Origin of the sequence: Pectobacterium aroidearum, from assembly GCF_015689195.1 — a bacterium.
GTDB lineage: Bacteria > Pseudomonadota > Gammaproteobacteria > Enterobacterales > Enterobacteriaceae > Pectobacterium > Pectobacterium aroidearum.
The window spans coordinates 2,067,151-2,085,382 of sequence record NZ_CP065044.1; the positions used below are offsets into that span (position 1 = coordinate 2,067,151).

Genomic DNA, 18,232 nt, shown 5'->3' on the forward strand with positions numbered 1-18,232 from the left:
ATATTTATGAAGATAGCCATTCTGTCTCGTGATGGGGCGTTATATTCCTGCAAACGTCTGCGTGAAGCGGCTGAGACGCGTAAGCACAGCGTTGAGATCATTGATCCGCTTTCTTGCTACATGAATATCAATTCAGCGGCGCCGTCGGTGCATTATCGTGGGCGTCGGTTGGATAAATATGACGCGGTCATTCCGCGTATCGGTTCACAGATCACGTTTTACGGCACGGCGGTATTACGCCAGTTTGAAATGCTGGGAAGCTACCCGCTGAATAATTCTGTGGCGGTAATCCGTGCCCGCGACAAACTGCATTCGCTACAGCTACTTGCCCGTGAAGGCATTGATCTGCCGATTACCGGTTTTGCTCACTCGCCGGATGATACCGGTGACCTGATCGCGATGGTAGGCGGTGCGCCGCTAGTCGTAAAACTGGTCGAAGGCACGCAGGGGATTGGTGTGGTGTTGGCTGAGACGCGTCAGGCGGCGGAAAGCGTGATTGATGCCTTTCGCGGGCTGAATGCGCATATTCTGGTGCAGGAATATGTACGTGAAGCGCAGGGTAAAGATATCCGCTGTCTTGTTATCGGCAACCGTGTGGTAGCGGCGATTGAACGGCAGGCAAAAGCGGGGGAGTTCCGTTCAAACCTGCATCGCGGCGGCTCGGCGAATAACGTGAAAATTACAGCGCAGGAGCGTGCCATCGCCATCAAGGCGACGAAAACGCTGGGGCTGAATGTCGCAGGCGTTGATATTTTGCGTGCCGACCGAGGGCCGCTGGTGATGGAAGTTAATGCTTCACCCGGGCTGGAAGGGATTGAAACGACGACTGGGTTTGATATTGCTGGCATGATGATTGAGTTTATTGAGCAAAATACTCAGAGGCGCTTCGCAACATCGGCAAGCATAAGTAAAAGTTAGCTTTCTGAAACAGGGGCAGCGCCGTAAAATACGACGTTCCCGATTGCGGGGGCATCGTGCCACGGCGCTATCCGGTACGTCGTCGTGTAGCAGAACGAGGAAAGCGGGGACGACGCGCTTTTATCATGGCATCGTCGCGCAATATTCCGTAAGCTATGTGCCGTTTTTAATGATGTTTCTGTTTTACGTTTTAACATCGCTCCGATATGAGCGGTGCTTTCTTTTCAACAACGCTGTTTTTACGGCGACAGGTATGAGGCAAACATAATGGATTCACTCATCGTCCCGGATTTGGCTATGCTACGGCGGTGGCTGGATCAACTGAATATTCTGTATTTTGAATGTGATTCCTGTCAGGCGCTCCATCTTCCTCATATGCAAAATTTTGATGGCGTGTTCGATGCGAAAGTTGATCTGGTAGATAACGTGATCCTGTTTTCCGCACTTGCCGAAGTGAAACCCAGCGCGTTGATCCCTCTGGTCGGCGATCTGAGCCAAATCAACGCCAGCTCGTTGACCGTCAAAGCGTTTATCGATGTGCAGGACGATAATCTGCCGAAGCTGATTGTCTGCCAGTCATTCAGCGTTGCCGCTGGCATGACGTTGGAACAGTTCCGCCACTTCATGCAGCAGTCTGAAGAACAGATCTCAATGGTGATCCTCGAAGCTGGTGCTAATAATCTGCTGTTTATTGGCGAGGAAGAAGAGGGCTCTGCTGTCAGAGTCACAACCTCACATCTGCATTGATACGGTTGCTGCCAAAGGCAGCAATTGGTTTTACTTATTTTCCTCTCGCCGACACTTATTCTGGCTATTTCGCATTATTGCCAGATATTTCTCTTTGTTTGCCGCTAAACACCTTCATCACATCGATAAAATGTGAATAAATAATCGTTAAAACCCATTTTTTACGTTCAAGTATGGTGCATAGGATGTTGTGGGGTTATGCTTTATTCCTGTAAGACACGGACAGCTGAATCAGGGCTATGTCTGTGTTTGAGCGAATAAAAATCGGTGCATACTCATTCACCGATTGGATAGCGCGGCAGGACATATTTTGTATCGGAACGATACAGGCTCATTTCCATGAATCACCCCCTTATATGGAGGAAGGAACGGATGTTCACCCAACGTAAAAAATGGCTATCGGGTGTTGTTACCGGCTTGCTGATGGCCGCGTCCGTCACCGCATCTGCGGAAGAGAAAACGCTGCATGTTTATAACTGGTCCGACTATATCGCGCCGGACACGTTAGCCAATTTCCAGAAAGAAACCGGCATTAAAGTCGTCTATGACGTGTTTGATTCCAACGAAGTGTTGGAAGGCAAGCTCATGGCGGGCAGCACGGGTTTTGATCTGGTGGTGCCTTCTGCCAGCTTCCTGGAGCGCCAGCTCTCTGCGGGAGTTTTTCAGCCATTAGACAAGAGCAAGTTACCGAATTACAAAAATCTGGATCCTGAGCTGATGAAGCTGATTGCGCAGCACGATCCAGAGAATAAATATGCCCTGCCTTACCTGTGGGCGACCACGGGCATCGGCTATAACGTTGAGAAAGTCAAAGCAGCGCTAGGGGCTGACGCACCGGTTGACAGCTGGGATCTGGTACTGAAACCAGAGAACCTGGAAAAACTGAAAAGCTGCGGCGTCTCCTTCCTGGATGCACCGGAAGAGATCTTTGCAACCGTGCTGAATTATCAGGGTAAAGACCCAAACAGCACCAAACCGGGTGATTACACCACGTCTGCGACCGACCTGTTGCTGAAACTGCGTCCGAGCATTCGCTACTTCCATTCATCGCAGTACATCAACGATCTGGCAAACGGCGATATCTGCGTCGCAGTCGGCTGGGCGGGCGATATCCTGCAGGCAGGAAACCGTGCGAAAGAAGCGAAGAACGGGGTGAATATCCAATACAGCATTCCGAAAGAAGGCGCGTTGGCATTCTTTGATGTTCTCGCTATTCCAAAAGATGCTAAAAATCTGGATGAAGCCTATGCGTTTCTGGATTACCTGATGAAGCCGGAAGTGATGGCGGGAATCAGTAACCATGTGTATTACGCGAGCGGTAATCTGGCATCCTTGCCGTTGGTGAACGCAGAAATTCGTAATAACCCGGGCGTTTATCCGCCGGCGGATGTGCGTGCCAAACTGTTTACGCTTAAGGTGCAATCTCCTCAGATTGACCGCACGCGTACACGTGCATGGACTAAGGTTAAGAGCGGCAAATAGCCTTTTAGCTTTGAATAGTTACCCAAGCGCTTGATGGTTGCTGGTTTCAGCAACCAAAGAATGGATGGGTATAAAATGTGGCAAACAGGCGGATGAACCGCCTGTTTGCGCTCTATATTGTGTCACATCGCTGAATGCAAAAAACGCCGAATGGCGGCATCTGCGGTGTGGCTTGTTCTGCTTTTGCCGGAGAGCAATGCGAAGTGAATGACGCGATCCCCCGCCCTCAATCAAAACCTCAAAAAGCGGCCACACCGCTGCTGGAAGTGCGTAACCTGACGAAGTCGTTCGATGGTCAGGCCGCCGTCGATGATGTCAGCCTGACGATTTATAAAGGCGAAATTTTTGCTCTGCTGGGTGCATCCGGTTGTGGGAAATCCACGCTGCTGCGCATGCTGGCGGGTTTTGAGCTCCCCACGCAGGGGCAGATTGTTCTGGATGGTCAGGATTTGTCATTGGTGCCGCCTTACCAGCGTCCTATCAATATGATGTTTCAGTCTTATGCGCTGTTCCCACACATGACGGTGGAAAAGAATATCGCGTTTGGTCTGAAGCAGGACAAGCTGCCACGTGCAGAAATTAAAGATCGTGTGGAAGAGATGCTGTCTCTGGTGCATATGCAGGAGTTCGCTAATCGTAAACCGCATCAGCTTTCTGGCGGTCAGCGTCAACGTGTTGCGCTGGCACGTAGTTTGGCGAAGCGTCCTAAACTGCTGTTGCTGGACGAACCGATGGGGGCGCTGGACAAGAAACTGCGCGACCGCATGCAGCTCGAAGTCGTCGATATTCTGGAGCGCGTGGGCGTGACTTGCGTGATGGTGACGCACGATCAGGAAGAAGCCATGACCATGGCAGGCCGTATTGCCATTATGAATCGCGGTAAATTCGTACAGATTGGCGAACCGGAAGAGATTTATGAGCACCCGAACACGCGTTTCAGCGCGGAGTTCATCGGCTCGGTCAATATGTTTGAAGGGATCTTGCAGGAACGTCAGGACGATGCGCTGATCATCAAAAGCCCTGGGCTGGTGCATCCGCTGAAGGTGGATTCGGATGTTTCGGTGGTGGATGGCGTTCCGGTCTACATCGCGTTGCGTCCAGAGAAAATCATGCTGTGTGAAGAGGTTCCAGCCGATGGCTGTAACTTCGCGGTAGGGGAAGTGGTGCATATCGCCTATCTGGGCGACCTGTCGATTTACCACGTCAGGCTCAACAGCGGGCAAACCATCAGCGCGCAGTTACAAAATGCTTACCGCTATCGCAAAGGCGCACCGACCTGGGGAGATGAGGTCCGGCTGTGTTGGGATGCGGATAGCTGTGTGGTTCTGACGGTGTAGTGAGGAAGAATGCCATGACTTTATTTCCCGAACGTAGCACGGCGGAACCACCGGGCAAGGCCAGACTCTGGCTCCGTGTGCTGATGGCACGCTGGCGTCAAAAGCACGGACGTAAGCTCGTCATCGCGCTGCCGTATCTGTGGTTGCTGCTGCTGTTTATGCTGCCATTCCTGATCGTATTCAAAATCAGCCTTGCAGAGATGGCGCGGGCGATTCCGCCCTATACCGATCTGGTTTCCTGGATGGACGACAAGCTGGATATTTCCTTGAATCTTGGGAATTACCTGCACTTGTTGGACGACCCACTGTATTTCGATGCCTATATGCAATCACTCCAGGTTGCTGCCGTGTCGACGTTGTGCTGTCTGTTTATCGGTTATCCGTTGGCCTGGGCGGTAGCGCACAGTAAACCTTCAACGCGTAATATCCTATTATTGTTGGTGATTCTGCCATCGTGGACATCGTTCCTGATTCGCGTCTACGCCTGGATGGGGATTCTGAAAAATAACGGCATCCTGAATAACTTCCTGCTGTGGCTGGGTGTGATCGATGAACCGCTGGTTATTCTGCATACCAATTTGGCGGTTTATATTGGTGTCGTGTACTCCTATCTGCCGTTTATGGTGCTGCCGATCTATACCGCGCTGATGCGGTTGGACTATTCGTTAGTGGAAGCATCGTTGGATCTGGGCGCGCGGCCGCTGAAAACCTTCTTCAGCGTGATCGTCCCCTTAACGAAAGGCGGAATTATTGCAGGCTCGATGCTGGTCTTCATCCCTGCGGTGGGGGAGTACGTCATCCCTGAACTGCTCGGCGGGCCAGATAGCATCATGATTGGCCGTATTTTGTGGCAGGAATTCTTCAATAACCGTGATTGGCCGGTGGCGTCTGCCGTTGCCGTCGTTATGTTGCTGCTATTGATTATGCCGATTATCTGGTTCCACAAACATCAGAGCAAAAGTGCGGAGGGTGAGGCGTGAATAATTTACCTGTTGTTCGCTCACCGTGGCGTATTGTGATTTTGGTGCTGTGCTTTACGTTCCTCTATGCGCCGATGCTGATGCTGGTGATCTATTCATTCAACAGCTCCAAGCTGGTTACCGTCTGGGCGGGCTGGTCGGCGCGCTGGTACGTTGAGCTATTCCACAATACGGCGATGATCAGCGCGGTGCTCCTGAGTCTGACGATTGCCGCAGCCTCGGCCACGATGGCCGTGATTCTTGGAACAATCGCCGCCGTGGTGATGGTGCGCTTTGGCCGTTTTCGTGGCTCCAATGGGTTTGCATTCATGCTGACAGCACCGCTGGTTATGCCAGATGTGATTACCGGCCTGTCACTGCTGTTGCTCTTTGTGGCCTTAGGACATGCGATTGGGTGGCCAGCGGAAAGAGGGATGTTAACTATCTGGCTGGCACACGTCACGTTTTGTACCGCGTATGTCACCGTGGTTATTAGTGCTCGTCTGCGTGAGCTTGACCGTTCTATTGAAGAAGCAGCAATGGATCTGGGGGCGAATCCGCTCAAGGTGTTCTTCATTATCACGGTGCCGATGATTGCGCCTGCGCTGCTTTCCGGCTGGCTGCTGGCGTTTACGCTGTCGCTGGACGATCTGGTTATCGCCAGCTTCGTGGCTGGGCCTGGTTCGACGACGTTGCCAATGCTGGTGTTCTCCAGCGTCAGAATGGGCGTTAATCCACAAATTAACGCATTGGCTTCCCTGATATTGTTAGTCGTTGGTATTATTGGTTTTATCGCCTGGTGGTTTATGGCGAGAGCAGAGAAGCAGCGCTATCGCGATATGCAAAAAGCGAGACGCGGCTGATTCGATTTCTCACTGTAATTTGTTAGCCTAGCGAAGATTTCCAGCAACGCCGCCAGAGTATGGGGGCGTTGTTGTTTTATATTCGCGTTAGGTTTTATATCAGCATCCTATTTTATGTGGGTGTTGTATTTGGGGGCGGATAAATGGCCGCATGAAGGGAGAGCGTTGAAATTCTGTACACAAAGAAGGAAATGACACAACGCAAAGTTTATGCCCCGGTACCAGTCATGGTGGCGGGGATTGCGATTATTGCTACTCGTTTTTTGGGGATTTTGCTGCTGGTGTGGGAGCTAGGGCTCAGCGATTTTAGCGGCTGGATTGGCAGCAACGCGGAAGCCTGGGATTCGACGCTGGTGTTACTGTTATCACTTGTTGTCGTTGGCGTTGAGATTCGCTGCGGCTTTGCCGTTTTGGCTGGTGTGAACTGGGGGCGCTGGGGCTATGTGGCCTGTCAGGCCGCGGTGGTGTGTTATCTGTTGCTGGCGTCGTTCAGTGAGTTTATGCCCGCGATATTCCATATTTCAGGAGAGAACAACGCCGCCGTGTTGCATCAGCTCCTGCTGCAAAAGATCCCAGATCTTCTGGTGATTGTTTTACTGTTTCTGCCACGACGCAGTAAGCGTTTTTTTCTGCGCCAGAAATAGACATTTATCGCTCTTGAATCAGTCTGGCTGCTGGCGTTGCCCATGAACAAGCGGAAAGATCGCAGGGTGACGCCATCAGGGTGGTATAATCCTCTCATTCCGTATTATTTTTAATAGTTAGATTTTTATGCATTGTGCCCGCTACAGCACGGGAACCTGTCGTTCCTGCCAATGGCTGGAAAAAGCCTACCCACAGCAACTATCCGATAAGCAACAGCACCTTGAAGGCTTGCTACAGCCACACGCCGTGCAGCGTTGGTTACCGGTGCAGCCTTCTGCGCAGTCTGCGTTTCGTAATAAAGCCAAAATGGTGGTGAGCGGCAGCGTGGAGCGCCCGCTACTGGGGATGCTGCATCGTGATGGAACGGCGGTGGATCTTTGCGACTGCCCGCTTTATCCGTCCAGCTTCGCACCGATTTTCAACGTGCTTAAAGTCTTCATCGCTCGAGCGGGGCTGACGCCTTATAACGTGGCCCGACGCCGTGGGGAGCTGAAATATCTGCTGCTGACGGAAAGTACGCAGCGTGGCACGTTTATGCTGCGTTTTGTTTTACGTTCGGAAACTAAACTGGCGCAGTTGCGTGCCGCATTTCCTTGGCTACAGCAGCAGTTACCACAGCTTGAGGTGATATCCGCCAATATCCAGCCGGTCCATCAGGCGATAATGGAAGGGAAAACGGAAATCATCCTGAGTGAGGCTGCCGCGTTGGCCGAACAGTTCAATCAGGTGCCGCTGTATATCCGCCCGCAAAGTTTTTTCCAGACGAACCCGCAGGTGGCTGCCGCGCTGTATGCGACAGCACGCGACTGGGTTGCAGAGCTGAATATCACCAGCATGTGGGATCTGTTTTGCGGAGTAGGGGGATTTGGTCTGCATTGTGCGTCACCCGAGATGCGTTTGACAGGGATTGAAATCAGCGCAGAGGCGATAGCCTGCGCACGCCGCTCTGCGGAACAGCTTGGGCTGAAACAGGTGGAGTTTCAGGCCTTGGATTCTACACAGTTCGCGACAGGTAAAGCGGAAATGCCCGAGCTGGTGCTAGTCAACCCGCCACGCCGCGGTATCGGCAGCGAACTATGCGCTTACCTGAGCCGTATGGCACCGGACTATATTCTCTATTCCAGCTGTAACGCTGAAAGCATGGCGAAAGACATGACAGAGCTGACGAATTACCGTGCGCTGCGCGTACAACTGTTCGACATGTTCCCGCATACGGCGCACTATGAAGTGCTAACGTTACTGAAACGTGCTTGATAAGCGATGACTGTAATAGAAAATATCTTGGTGGCAATTTACTACGTTATTGTATCCATGTTCGACAGTATGAAAGTTTCGGGCGTGTCAATTCTGGTGCTTTCTATGATTTCATCACACGCCCGACAAGGAGCGCTCAATTGCCGCAGCTCCTTGACCACTGTCTTTCGCGGCGTCCTGCCGCTCACTCGACGGTAACGATCACCTCAGCGCAATTTTTTACGCCTGGACGACAAAAAAGCGGCGTTATATGCATGATTTCATAAGATATCGCACCGCGCAGATGGAACCTTATTGCGGGAACCACTTGTCGTTGATGGCTTTGTACGTGCCGTCCGCTTTGATGGCGTCCAGTGCGTTATTCAGTTTCTCCAGCAGTACTTTGTCATCGGGACGAACGGCGATGCCCAATCCGGTGCCGAAGTATTCCGCGTCAGTCACGTGTTCACCAACCGTCGCCAGTTCAGGGTTCGTCTTAATCCATTCGTTGACGACAGCGGTATCACCGAATACACCGTCGATACGGCCGTTTTTCAGATCCAGTACCGCGTTCTGATAACTGTCATAAGAGACGGTTTGTACTTCCGGGTGCTTGTCGTGCATATATTTCTGGTGCGTCGTACCGTTTTCCATACCAATACGTTTGCCTTTCATCGCCGCAAAATCGCTGAATTTCCCTTTTTGCGCGATAACGACAGCAGAGTTGGCATAGTAAGGCTGCGTGAACGTGACCTGCTTGCTGCGTTCTGGCGTGATGTCCATACCGGAAATCACCGCATCATAGCGACGGAATTTCAGCGCAGGGATCAGGCTGTCAAATGCCTGATTGGTGAACGTACAGGTTGCCTGCATTTGTTTGCACAACGCTTTCGCTAGATCCATATCGAAACCGACGATTTCGTTGTTGGCATCCAGTGATTCAAAGGGCGGGTAGGTGGCTGATGAGGCAAAACGGATGGTGTCTGCCGCGGTGGCGCTGAAGGCGATTCCTGCCAGTAAGGTGGCGAGCACTAATTTTTTCATTACCTACTCCTGTCTGTTTTTCTTATAAAATAGTTACGCGGAAACATTCCAACGTCATGGCGATTACCATGCCATTGATTGAATTTATATGCAATTAAAATGATTAATAAGTCGGTTTGTTGCATGTTTTTACATCAGCAGGCAACGGACTAAGGGGACGGGCAGAGATGGCACGCCATAAAAAAAGCAGGCTGGTAAAGCCTGCTTTCTAAACGGATAAGTGTGATAAGGATTAATTACGGCGTTCAAACACCAGCGCACGACGTTCAACCCAGCGCATCAGTAGCGTCAGTAACCCGTTGACACACAGGTAGATAATCCCGGCGGCACCAAACACCATCACGTCATACGTCCGGCCGTACATCAATTGGCTGTAGCCCATGACTTCCATCAGCGTAATGGTGTAAGCCAGTGACGTACTCTTAAACACCAGCACCACTTCATTTGAATAAGAAGACAGCGCACGCTTAAACGCGAACGGCAGCAAAATGCGTAATGTTTGCCGCTGATTCATCCCCAGTGCCGCACAGGATTGCCACTGTCCGGCAGGAATCGCTTTGACTGCGCCATAGAACAGCTGCGTGGTATAAGCTGCACTATTGAGCGCCAGCGCCACCATCGCACACAGCCACGGTTGCGAAAGCAGGTTCCATAGCCAGGGGATTTGCTGGATAGAAGTAAATTGCCCTGGGCCATAGTAAATCAGGAAGATTTGCACCAGCAGCGGCGTGCCGGTAAACAGCGTAATGTAGCCTTTTGCCAGCATCGAGATGACAGGCGTTTTGAGCGTCAGTACGACGGTCAGCAGCAGCGACAACACCAGCGCCACGACGATAGAGACGGCGGTTAAGGTCAGGCTGGTATGCAGGCCTTTTAATAGCTCAGGTAAATAAGCGAGCATCAGGAAGGTCTCCGCTCAAAACGCGTGGTGCGCAGTTCAATGCGTTTCAGCACATACTGACTTAACAGCGTGATAATCAAATAGATCGCCGCCGCGACAACGTACCAGGTAAAGGGCTCTTGCGTTCGTGTCGCAATGCTTTTGGTTTGCAGCATCAAATCATTAACGCTAATCAGCGAGACCAGCGCGGTATCTTTCAGCAATACCAGCCACTGATTGCCTAATCCTGGCAACGCATGGCGCCACATCTGCGGCATGATCAGACGGAAAAAGATCGCAGATTTACTGAGTCCCAGCGCCTGACCCGATTCCCACTGTCCTTGCGGTACGGCTTTTAGCGCACCGCGCAGCGTTTGGGAAGCATAAGCGGCATACAGCAATGCCAGCGCAATCACGCCACACAGGAAGGGGCTGATTTCAAACATGCCGATATCCAGTTTGACTGGGATCTGCACAATGAAGAGATTCAGGGGGAAACCATCCGCCAGCAGCATCAGCAACTGGGACGATCCGAAATAGATAAACAGCACGACCAGAATTTCTGGCAGGCCGCGCAGCAGCGTCACGACCGCCGTTCCCGTCCAGCTAACGGCTTTCCAGCGAACGGTTTCCCAAACGGCAAACAGCATCGCCAGCACGAGGCCGAGCACCAGTGCACAAACGGCAAGGCCGACGGTCATCCCGGCGGCGCTTGCAAGAGGTTGGAATTCAATCATTGAGCGTCAGATTACTGCTGGAACCATTTTTTGTAGATGGTCTCGTAAGTGCCATCCTGCTTGATTTTGTTGAGCGCATCGTCGAATTTTTTCAGCAGCTCATCGTTGTTCTGGCGCACGGCGATGCCCAGACCGATACCGAAGTAACCTTTATCTGTTACGTTTTGACCAACGGTCGTCAGCGTATCGTTCTGTTTCAGCCATTCGTTAACCACGGCGGTATCACCGAACACGGCATCCAGACGGCCATTTTTCAGATCCAGCACGGCATTCTGGTAGCTGTCGTAAGGCACAGTTTTGATATCGCTATGCTTTTCCATCAGGTATTTCTGATGGGTCGTACCATTCTGTACGCCAACGCGTTTGCCTGTCAGCGCAGCAACATCGGCCACTTTCCCTTTCTGGGCAATAAACTGAGCGGAGTTATCATAGTAAGGCTGAGTGAATGACACCTGTTGCTGACGCTCTGGAGTAATATCCATTCCCGCGATGACGGCTTCGAAGCGACGGAATTTCAGGCCGGGGATCAGGCTGTCGAAAGCCTGATTGCTGAACGTGCAGTTTGCCTGCATTTCTTTGCACAGGGCATTAGCCAGATCGATATCAAAACCCTGAATCTGGTTATTGGCATCGACAAATTCGAACGGAGGGTAGGAGGCTTCGGTCGCGAAACGGATGGTATCCGCGGCGTTAGCAGAGGCGGCGCCTACTGCGAATAAGGCTGCAACAATCAATTTTTTCATTATCATTTTCCTGATAGTAATCAATGTGACAAATAACCAGCGAATTCAGGCGTCTGCGGCTGGGTAAAGTGCGTCGCATCCCCCTGTTCAACGATGCGGCCGTTTTCCATATACACTACCCGGCTGGCCGTTTTACGGGCAAATTCGACTTCGTGGGTCACAATCACCTGCGTGATACCGGTTTGCGCCAATTCACGGATGATGTTGACGACCTGAGCGGTAATTTCTGGATCCAGTGCGGCGGTGGGCTCATCAAATAACAGCACCTGAGGTTCCATCATCAGCGCACGCGCAATCGCAACACGCTGTTGCTGCCCGCCAGACAGATGAAGGGGAAAGCGATCGGCAAAGTCATTGAGGCGCAGACGCGTCAGCAGTTTATCTGCCCGTGCTTTAGCTTCTTCTTTACTCAGTCCCAGCACGCGGCAGGGCGCTTCAATCAGGTTTTGCGCGACGGTCAGATGCGGCCATAAATTGTATTGCTGGAATACCATCCCGACGTTCTGACGCAACTCACGGATCGCGCTATCGGATGGCGTGCGCTGAAAATCAAACTGATTACCGGCGATGGAAAGCGTGCCAGAGCGCGGCATTTCCAACAGATTAAGAACGCGTATCAGCGAGCTCTTTCCTGCTCCGCTGGGGCCAAGAAGAACCAGCGTTTCACCCGCAGGACAATCGAGGGTGATATCAAATAGCGCCTGGTATGTGCCGTAGAAACAGTTAATGCCGTTTAGTTGAATACTCATGCGTAAGAATTGAATAGACATTGATGCGGCGAATGTTAACGTCGGCAGAATAGTTATGCAATCACCGTGGGTTAAAATTTGCCAATAAGCGATTTGTTGGTTAAATAATAGCACAAAATAGTGACTTACGGCTGAGCACGTGCTTTCTCATCGCGATGCCAGCAGAGCCGCGCCCTATATAGCCAATAGCAGTGAAAGGAGACGACATGCAATTATCCACTACGCCGAATCTGGAAGGTTTCACCATTACTGAATATTGTGGCGTCGTGACCGGCGAAGCCATTCTGGGTGCGAACATCTTCCGTGATTTTTTTGCCAGCATTCGCGATGTCGTTGGCGGTCGTTCTGGTGCCTATGAGAAAGAGCTGCGTAAGGCGCGCCAGATCGCGTTCAAAGAGCTACAGGAACAGGCCGCTGATTTAGGGGCGAATGCCGTGGTAGGCATCGATCTTGACTATGAAACTGTCGGGAAGGATGGCAGCATGCTGATGGTGACCGTCAGCGGTACCGCAGTAAAGGTTCGCCGCTAGTGGCTGAAATAGCCGATTAGTGCAGGCAAGAAACGCTGCGGAAAAGATACCTATATAGTGGAATAACGATGTTGAAATGGATGGTCTGCATAGTGCTGGGGTTGTTGACGGGGTGTCAATCGACTTCCTCGTTGCAGGAACAGAATAATTATGTGCTGGAGACGGGATTGCAGTCGCGGGCACAGGAGTCCCGTATTCGCTTTCTGGTGATCCACTACACCGCGGAAGATTTTGCCACCTCGCTGAATATTCTGACGGATGAGCATGTCAGCGCGCATTATCTTGTTCCGGCGCATCCGCCTTTGCAGCGCGGCAAGCCGCTTGCCTGGCAACTGGTACCGGAATCTCAGGCTGCCTGGCATGCGGGTGCCAGTAGTTGGCGCGGGTTCAGTCGGCTAAATAATTCCTCGATTGGTATTGAGATTGAAAACGCGGGCTATCAGCGCACGCTAACGGGCTATACGTGGGAGCCGTTCACCGCCGCGCAGATTCAACTGGTAACTGCGCTTGCCCGTGACATTGTCGCTCGCTACCAGATTGCGCCGCAGAATGTGGTCGCACACAGCGATATTGCCCCGCAGCGGAAACAAGATCCAGGGCCGCTGTTCCCCTGGCAGGCGCTGGCGCAAGCGGGCGTGGGTGCCTGGCCGGACGCGCAGCGGGTGGCGTTTTATTTGCAAGGACGACCAACGACGCAGCCGGTGGATGAAGCGGTTCTGCTGGAAAAGCTAGGGCGCTATGGCTATTCGGTGCAGGATACGATGACGGTGCGTGAGAAGCGGCAGGTGATTGCCGCTTTCCAGATGCATTTCCGACCAACGAACTATCAAGGTCAGCCAGATGCGCAGAGTGAAGCGATTGTCGACGCACTGCTGGAGAAATACGGCAGCCGCTAAACCACTTCCCTCTCTGCCAGTTTCGCAATGCGCGCCGCCATGCCACGGAAGATAAACAGGTGAGCAGGCATCATCAGAAACCAGTAAACCAGCCCGTTGAACCCGGAAGGGTGCCAGCGGGCGCGGACATCCACGGTTCGGTGAGTGCCTTTGTCCGTGATAGTAAAATTGAGTTTACCCAGCCCCGGTGCTTTCATGCCGAATAGCAGTACCAGCTGACGCTGTGGCTTGATCGAGATAACCTTCCAGCCGTCGATTTTGTCGCCCACTTCCAGCGTCGGGCGCTCGGGGCGTCCATAAGTGACGCCGTTACCGCAAAGGTCGTCCAGTCGGGCACGGATGTTCCACAGCGTATTCGCGTAAAAATAGCCTTCTTTGCCACCGACCTGCTGAATGACCTGCCAGAGCGCCTGACTGGAGGCTGTTGTCTCCATCGTATGCCCCGCCTGTTTGGGGTAAAAACCGTAATTTGGTTTCCAGCGCGCGCGAACCTCGGTGTCATCGCCCCAGTCGGCCTGCTGTACGCTCTCCATTTCGCTTTGTAGCGTGAGGCGTACGGCGTCATCAAAGCTCATCAGCGTTTGTGGAATCAACGCCTGTAGCTCATGGCCATCGGCCTGTAAATCGTGTTTTAACCCCTGAATCAAGGCTCGGGCGATGGATGGGGGAACCGATGTCACCAGATGCAAGAACCAGACGGACACCAGATGCGTCGGCATCGGAACGGGAATCAGCACTCTGCGTTTGCCGCTAATCTGAATGAAACGCTCGAACATCGTCTGGTAGCTGATGTATTCAGGGCCTGCGGCATCCATGATGCGATGTTCTGTCGCGGGGTGCTGCACGATGTCGATCAGATAAACCAGCAGGTTTTCCAGCGCAATGGGCGACGATTTAGAACGCACCCAGCGCGGTGGCGTTAGCACTGGCAGGTTATAGACCATATCTCGCATGATCTCGAACGCCGCCGAACCCGCGCCAATAATAATGCCCGCACGCAGTTCCGTGACGGGGATGCCGCTGCTGCGCAGAATATCACCGGTAATCTGGCGTGCCTGCATATGCGGTGAGGTGTCATCCTTCGCCTGAAGCGACCCCAGATAGATAATCTGTTTCACGCGGCTGGAGGCCAGTGCCAGCAGCAGATTCATGGCTGCCATGCGTTCCCTTGCCACGAAGTCAGCGCCGTCGCCCATGCTGTGCACCAGATAATAGAGCGTTTCCGCGCCCCACAGGCCATCAGGCAGGCTTTCTGGCTTGGCGAGGTCAATTTGTTGGCAATCGACGCCCGGCCAATGCCGTGACGCGAGGGACTCGGTATTACGACCGGCAGCGATGATCTGCTTGCCCTGTTTGCTCAATCGTTCGGTTAAATGGCGGCCAATGTAGCCAGTTGCGCCCAGAATCAGGATCGGGGCTGAGGGGGATGTCATGTGCCAGCGGCTCCGCAGCAAAATATAACCATGGCTTACTATAACGGGGAAAAGGCAAAAAGTGAGGAAAAGAGTGGCATTGATACTCGTCTGAAAGCAACGCGTATTTAACATGACCTACCTGCCCGATAGCTCACGCTAGCAGGCAGAAGGGGGTAAAGCGAGGAGCGTATCAGGCCAGAACAGCGTCGCCTTGCAACTGGCAACTACAGGCCAAAACATAGCCCTGTTCAATCTCGGCGGGGGTAAGCGTCATGGTACTGGTCGTGGTGTACTGGCCAGACAGCACGCGGGTTTTACAGCTTCCGCAAACACCGGCGCGGCAGGCAGCGACAACGGGCACCTTATTGGCTTCCAGTGCAGCCAGCAGGCTGATCCCCACCGGAACGCGCAGATTTTTCAGCGGACGGCTGATGGTCAACGTGAGTTGATCGGCATCCTCGTCCACCATGTCATCTGCCGGGCGGAACTGTTCTTTGAAGATGCGGTTTGAGGCAACGCCAAGCTGTTGACTCAGGGTTTCCATCTGGTTCATGTAGGGGGCTGGACCGCAGGTCATCACGGTACGGCTGGCGATATCCGGCACGTGTTCGGCCAGCAGGTCGCCGCTGATACGTCCGGCAAGGAAACCGGGTGCGGCGTCAAACTCTGCCATCAGCGTCAGATGCAGTTGCTGCGGGTAACGCTGCACCAGATCCTGCCATTCGCGAGCGAAGATCACCTGCAACGGATTACGTACGTTGAAAATTACGTGGATATCGGTTTGCGGCTTGTTTGCCAGCAGCCAGCGACACATCGACATAATTGGCGTGACTCCGCAGCCTGCCGCCGCCATCAGGTAGCGATCGCTGACCGCGTTGGCACAGGTAAATTCGCCCTGTGCATCAGACAGCCACAGGTAATCACCGACTTTCAGCGTTTGGGTCAGCCAGCGGGAGCCGATACCGTCGTCCAGCCTTCTTACCGTGAGAGTAATAAAGCGGCTGAGCCCCGGTGAAGAAGAAATCGTATAAGCCCGCAGCGTCTCCGCGCTGTTAGCAATGCTGACCAACGCATATTGACCTGGCTGATACGGATAAAAATCATGATTAACCAGTGAAATCGTCCAGACATCGGGCGTTTCCTGCGTAATGGAATGCACCTGCATGCGGTTAGAACAAAGCGGCGTCGGCCCCGTCTGTGGTACTGGCACTGTCTGTAGTGCGGGCATGGTCATAGTCAATCTCCATAACAAACGGATACGGTGAAGCGTGTAAAAAGGCAGCCCATAAAAATTGGGCTTAGCGTGAGGTGCAGTGCTAACACCTCACGCGGCGTGATGAGGAACGCGCTCCTCCGTCCGCGTTAATTCATCAAGCGGCCAGAATGGTGTTCATGTCCTGTTCAACGGTGGTAATCGCCCGCATACCGAATTTCTCGTTCAGAATGGCGAGCAGGTTGTCCGTCAGGAAACCCGGAGCCGTCGGTCCGGTGTAGATGTTCTTCACGCCGAGGGACAATAGAGTAAGCAGGATGACGATCGCTTTCTGTTCAAACCACGACAGCACCAGACTTAGCGGCAGGTCGTTTACGCCACAGCCCAGTTTTTCTGCCAGTTTGACGGCCAGAATAATGGCGGAGTAGGCATCGTTACATTGGCCGACATCCAGCAGACGCGGCAGGCCTTCCAGCGTACCGAAGTCCAGTTTGTTGAAACGGTATTTACCGCAGGCCAGCGTCATGATCAGGCAGTCCTGTGGAACGTTCAGCGTGAAGTCAGTGAAGTAGCTACGTTCTTCACGGCTACCGTCGCATCCGCCAACCAGGAAGACGTGGCGCAGTTTTTTCTGTGCGACCAGATCGATCACGGTGTCGGCGGCGCTCAGTAGAGTTTCGCGACCAAAGCCGACGGTGATCATGTGTTCGATTTCACTGTACGGGAAGCCAGCCAGACTCTGTGCCTGTTCGATCACTGGACTAAAATCGTCGCCTTCCAGATGGTTCACGCCCGGCCAGCCAACGATGCTGCGCGTCCAGATGCGGTCGCCGTAGTTACCGACGTTTGGATCGATAATGCAGTTAGAGGTCATGACGATTGCGCCAGGGAATTTGGCGAATTCTGTCTGCTGGTTCTGCCAACCGCTGCCGTAGTTGCCCGCCAGATGCTTGAATTTTTTCAGCTCTGGGTAACCGTGTGCAGGCAGCATCTCGCCGTGCGTATAGATGTTGACGCCTGTCCCTTCAGTTTGTTCCAGCAGCATGCGCAGGTCTTTCAGGTCATGGCCGGAAATCAGAATCGCTTTACCTGCAATCGGACGGACGTTAACCGCAGTCGGCTGTGGGTTACCGTAAGCATCGGTTTCGCCACGGTCGAGGATTGCCATGACGTTGAAGTTCATTTTACCGATACCCATGGCGTTGTTCAGCAGGGTATCAACATCGGATGGCTGTGTGCCCAGCCATGCCATGAAAGCATGATATTCGGCATAGATAGCGTCATCATACTGACCAAGAACGTGGGCGTGCTCCATATAGGCCGCCGCGCCTTTCAGGCCATAGAGGTTGAGCATGCGCAAGCCGTGAACATCATCGCCGACGATAGCTTTATCGCTGTCCAGCGCAAAATCCGCCGCCTGTTGCAGTAAGGTTGGAATATCGTTGCCAGCCAGTTGCAGCGCTGCCATTGGGTGATCTACGGTCGCGGTGGCATCGTGCAGACGGCAGCGAACCGCCAGAGACTCACGCAGTGTGATGGCTTCCTGTGCGTAGCCAATAATGCGCTGGGAATCGAAGTTTACGTTGGTCAATGTAGAGAAGAAGGCGCGTGGTGCAAAATTGTCGACATCGTGATCGATGATATCCAGCTCGCGCGCTTTCAGCGCCCAGGCAGAAAGCCCTTGCAGCACAGCGACCAACAGGTCTTGCAGATCGGAGGTTTCTGCGGTTTTGCCGCACATGCCCTGCGCGTAAGAGCAGCCGTTTCCAACAGGGGTACGAATCGTTTGTTCACATTGCACACAAAACATAATGACTTCCTTTTTTTAAGTTGCATTTAAA

Annotated in this window: 18 protein-coding genes; 10 read left to right on the top strand and 8 right to left on the bottom strand. The window is 52.9% G+C overall.

Going from position 1 to position 18,232, the window contains the following annotated elements; all coding sequences use genetic code 11:
- Nucleotides 1–6: 6 nt before the first annotated feature.
- The 8 genes from rimK (at nt 7) to rlmC (ending at nt 8,205) form a co-directional block, all read left to right on the top strand.
- Entirely contained in the window at nt 7–918 is a 912-nt protein-coding gene (gene rimK, locus I2D83_RS09310; protein WP_205947983.1) for a 30S ribosomal protein S6--L-glutamate ligase, read from the top strand.
- A 267-nt stretch (nt 919–1,185) separates the two neighbouring features.
- Entirely contained in the window at nt 1,186–1,665 is a 480-nt protein-coding gene (locus tag I2D83_RS09315; protein WP_015839949.1) for a type III secretion system chaperone family protein, read from the top strand.
- Nucleotides 1,666–2,037: 372 nt separating this feature from the next.
- Nucleotides 2,038–3,147: a spermidine/putrescine ABC transporter substrate-binding protein PotF gene (gene potF, locus I2D83_RS09320; RefSeq protein WP_010277286.1), complete on the top strand. Its 1,110-nt coding sequence runs from the start codon at nt 2,038–2,040 to the stop codon at nt 3,145–3,147.
- A 203-nt stretch (nt 3,148–3,350) separates the two neighbouring features.
- Nucleotides 3,351–4,484: a putrescine ABC transporter ATP-binding subunit PotG gene (gene potG / locus I2D83_RS09325; protein WP_181829136.1), complete on the top strand. Its 1,134-nt coding sequence runs from the start codon at nt 3,351–3,353 to the stop codon at nt 4,482–4,484.
- 14 nt (nt 4,485–4,498) lie between these two features.
- The gene (potH, locus tag I2D83_RS09330) at nt 4,499–5,464 is read left to right on the top strand and encodes a putrescine ABC transporter permease PotH (RefSeq protein ID WP_180777000.1); all 966 of its coding nucleotides are present in this window, start codon (nt 4,499–4,501) and stop codon (nt 5,462–5,464) included.
- Nucleotides 5,461–6,306 (top strand): putrescine ABC transporter permease PotI, encoded by an 846-nt coding sequence (gene potI / locus I2D83_RS09335; RefSeq protein ID WP_010277277.1) that lies wholly within the window; start codon nt 5,461–5,463, stop codon nt 6,304–6,306. Before potH ends, potI begins: the two co-directional genes overlap by 4 nt.
- Nucleotides 6,307–6,497: 191 nt before the next feature.
- Entirely contained in the window at nt 6,498–6,950 is a 453-nt protein-coding gene (locus I2D83_RS09340; protein WP_015839952.1) for a YbjO family protein, read from the top strand.
- A gap of 127 nt (nt 6,951–7,077) precedes the next feature.
- On the top strand, nt 7,078–8,205 hold the full coding sequence (gene rlmC, locus I2D83_RS09345; protein WP_205947984.1) for a 23S rRNA (uracil(747)-C(5))-methyltransferase RlmC: 1,128 nt from the start codon (nt 7,078–7,080) through the stop codon (nt 8,203–8,205).
- 291 nt (nt 8,206–8,496) lie between these two features.
- Here rlmC and artJ (I2D83_RS09350) read toward each other — a convergent pair whose 3' ends face one another.
- From artJ (I2D83_RS09350) to artP, 5 genes are all read right to left on the bottom strand, one after another.
- On the bottom strand, nt 8,497–9,228 hold the full coding sequence (artJ, locus tag I2D83_RS09350) for an arginine ABC transporter substrate-binding protein (protein ID WP_181846582.1): 732 nt from the start codon (nt 9,226–9,228) through the stop codon (nt 8,497–8,499).
- 232 nt (nt 9,229–9,460) lie between these two features.
- Complete coding sequence (artM, locus tag I2D83_RS09355) at nt 9,461–10,129, bottom strand: arginine ABC transporter permease ArtM (protein ID WP_015839955.1); 669 nt, start codon at nt 10,127–10,129, stop codon at nt 9,461–9,463.
- Nucleotides 10,129–10,845, bottom strand: coding sequence for an arginine ABC transporter permease ArtQ (gene artQ, locus I2D83_RS09360; protein ID WP_205947985.1), 717 nt, complete (start codon nt 10,843–10,845; stop codon nt 10,129–10,131). The genes artM and artQ overlap by 1 nt, the downstream gene beginning before the upstream one ends.
- A gap of 11 nt (nt 10,846–10,856) precedes the next feature.
- Nucleotides 10,857–11,588, bottom strand: a complete 732-nt coding sequence (gene artJ, locus I2D83_RS09365) for an arginine ABC transporter substrate-binding protein (RefSeq protein WP_180776995.1) — start codon at nt 11,586–11,588, stop codon at nt 10,857–10,859.
- Between the two features lie 20 nt (nt 11,589–11,608).
- Nucleotides 11,609–12,337, bottom strand: a complete 729-nt coding sequence (artP, locus tag I2D83_RS09370; protein ID WP_180776994.1) for an arginine ABC transporter ATP-binding protein ArtP — start codon at nt 12,335–12,337, stop codon at nt 11,609–11,611.
- A 206-nt stretch (nt 12,338–12,543) separates the two neighbouring features.
- Here artP and I2D83_RS09375 point away from each other — a divergent pair, with 206 nt between their 5' ends.
- Together I2D83_RS09375 and I2D83_RS09380 are read left to right on the top strand one after the other, a co-directional pair.
- Nucleotides 12,544–12,867 carry a heavy metal-binding domain-containing protein gene (locus tag I2D83_RS09375; protein ID WP_205947986.1) on the top strand — a complete coding sequence of 108 codons (324 nt, stop codon included), beginning with the start codon at nt 12,544–12,546 and terminating at the stop codon, nt 12,865–12,867.
- 68 nt (nt 12,868–12,935) lie between these two features.
- Nucleotides 12,936–13,763 (top strand): N-acetylmuramoyl-L-alanine amidase, encoded by an 828-nt coding sequence (locus I2D83_RS09380; RefSeq protein ID WP_205947987.1) that lies wholly within the window; start codon nt 12,936–12,938, stop codon nt 13,761–13,763.
- Here the strand turns inward: I2D83_RS09380 and I2D83_RS09385 are convergent.
- From I2D83_RS09385 to hcp, 3 genes are all read right to left on the bottom strand, one after another.
- Entirely contained in the window at nt 13,760–15,196 is a 1,437-nt protein-coding gene (locus tag I2D83_RS09385; RefSeq protein ID WP_205947988.1) for a DUF2867 domain-containing protein, read from the bottom strand. The two genes, I2D83_RS09380 and I2D83_RS09385, sit on opposite strands and share 4 nt — an antisense overlap.
- 172 nt (nt 15,197–15,368) lie before the next feature.
- Nucleotides 15,369–16,412: an NADH oxidoreductase gene (gene hcr / locus I2D83_RS09390; protein ID WP_181844295.1), complete on the bottom strand. Its 1,044-nt coding sequence runs from the start codon at nt 16,410–16,412 to the stop codon at nt 15,369–15,371.
- Between the two features lie 136 nt (nt 16,413–16,548).
- Nucleotides 16,549–18,201: a hydroxylamine reductase gene (gene hcp, locus I2D83_RS09395; protein WP_015839963.1), complete on the bottom strand. Its 1,653-nt coding sequence runs from the start codon at nt 18,199–18,201 to the stop codon at nt 16,549–16,551.
- Between the last annotated feature and the right edge of the window lie 31 nt (nt 18,202–18,232).

Coding starts and splice junctions, on each gene's coding strand:
- rimK (WP_205947983.1), top strand. CDS start 7: ATGAAGATAGCCATTCTGTCTCGTGATGGGGCGTTATATTCCTGCAAA.
- I2D83_RS09315 (WP_015839949.1), top strand. CDS start 1,186: ATGGATTCACTCATCGTCCCGGATTTGGCTATGCTACGGCGGTGGCTG.
- potF (WP_010277286.1), top strand. CDS start 2,038: ATGTTCACCCAACGTAAAAAATGGCTATCGGGTGTTGTTACCGGCTTG.
- potH (WP_180777000.1), top strand. CDS start 4,499: ATGACTTTATTTCCCGAACGTAGCACGGCGGAACCACCGGGCAAGGCC.
- I2D83_RS09340 (WP_015839952.1), top strand. CDS start 6,498: ATGACACAACGCAAAGTTTATGCCCCGGTACCAGTCATGGTGGCGGGG.
- rlmC (WP_205947984.1), top strand. CDS start 7,078: ATGCATTGTGCCCGCTACAGCACGGGAACCTGTCGTTCCTGCCAATGG.
- artJ (WP_181846582.1), bottom strand. CDS start 9,228: ATGAAAAAATTAGTGCTCGCCACCTTACTGGCAGGAATCGCCTTCAGC.
- artM (WP_015839955.1), bottom strand. CDS start 10,129: ATGCTCGCTTATTTACCTGAGCTATTAAAAGGCCTGCATACCAGCCTG.
- artQ (WP_205947985.1), bottom strand. CDS start 10,845: ATGATTGAATTCCAACCTCTTGCAAGCGCCGCCGGGATGACCGTCGGC.
- artJ (WP_180776995.1), bottom strand. CDS start 11,588: ATGAAAAAATTGATTGTTGCAGCCTTATTCGCAGTAGGCGCCGCCTCT.
- artP (WP_180776994.1), bottom strand. CDS start 12,337: ATGAGTATTCAACTAAACGGCATTAACTGTTTCTACGGCACATACCAG.
- I2D83_RS09375 (WP_205947986.1), top strand. CDS start 12,544: ATGCAATTATCCACTACGCCGAATCTGGAAGGTTTCACCATTACTGAA.
- I2D83_RS09380 (WP_205947987.1), top strand. CDS start 12,936: ATGTTGAAATGGATGGTCTGCATAGTGCTGGGGTTGTTGACGGGGTGT.
- I2D83_RS09385 (WP_205947988.1), bottom strand. CDS start 15,196: ATGACATCCCCCTCAGCCCCGATCCTGATTCTGGGCGCAACTGGCTAC.
- hcr (WP_181844295.1), bottom strand. CDS start 16,412: ATGACCATGCCCGCACTACAGACAGTGCCAGTACCACAGACGGGGCCG.
- hcp (WP_015839963.1), bottom strand. CDS start 18,201: ATGTTTTGTGTGCAATGTGAACAAACGATTCGTACCCCTGTTGGAAAC.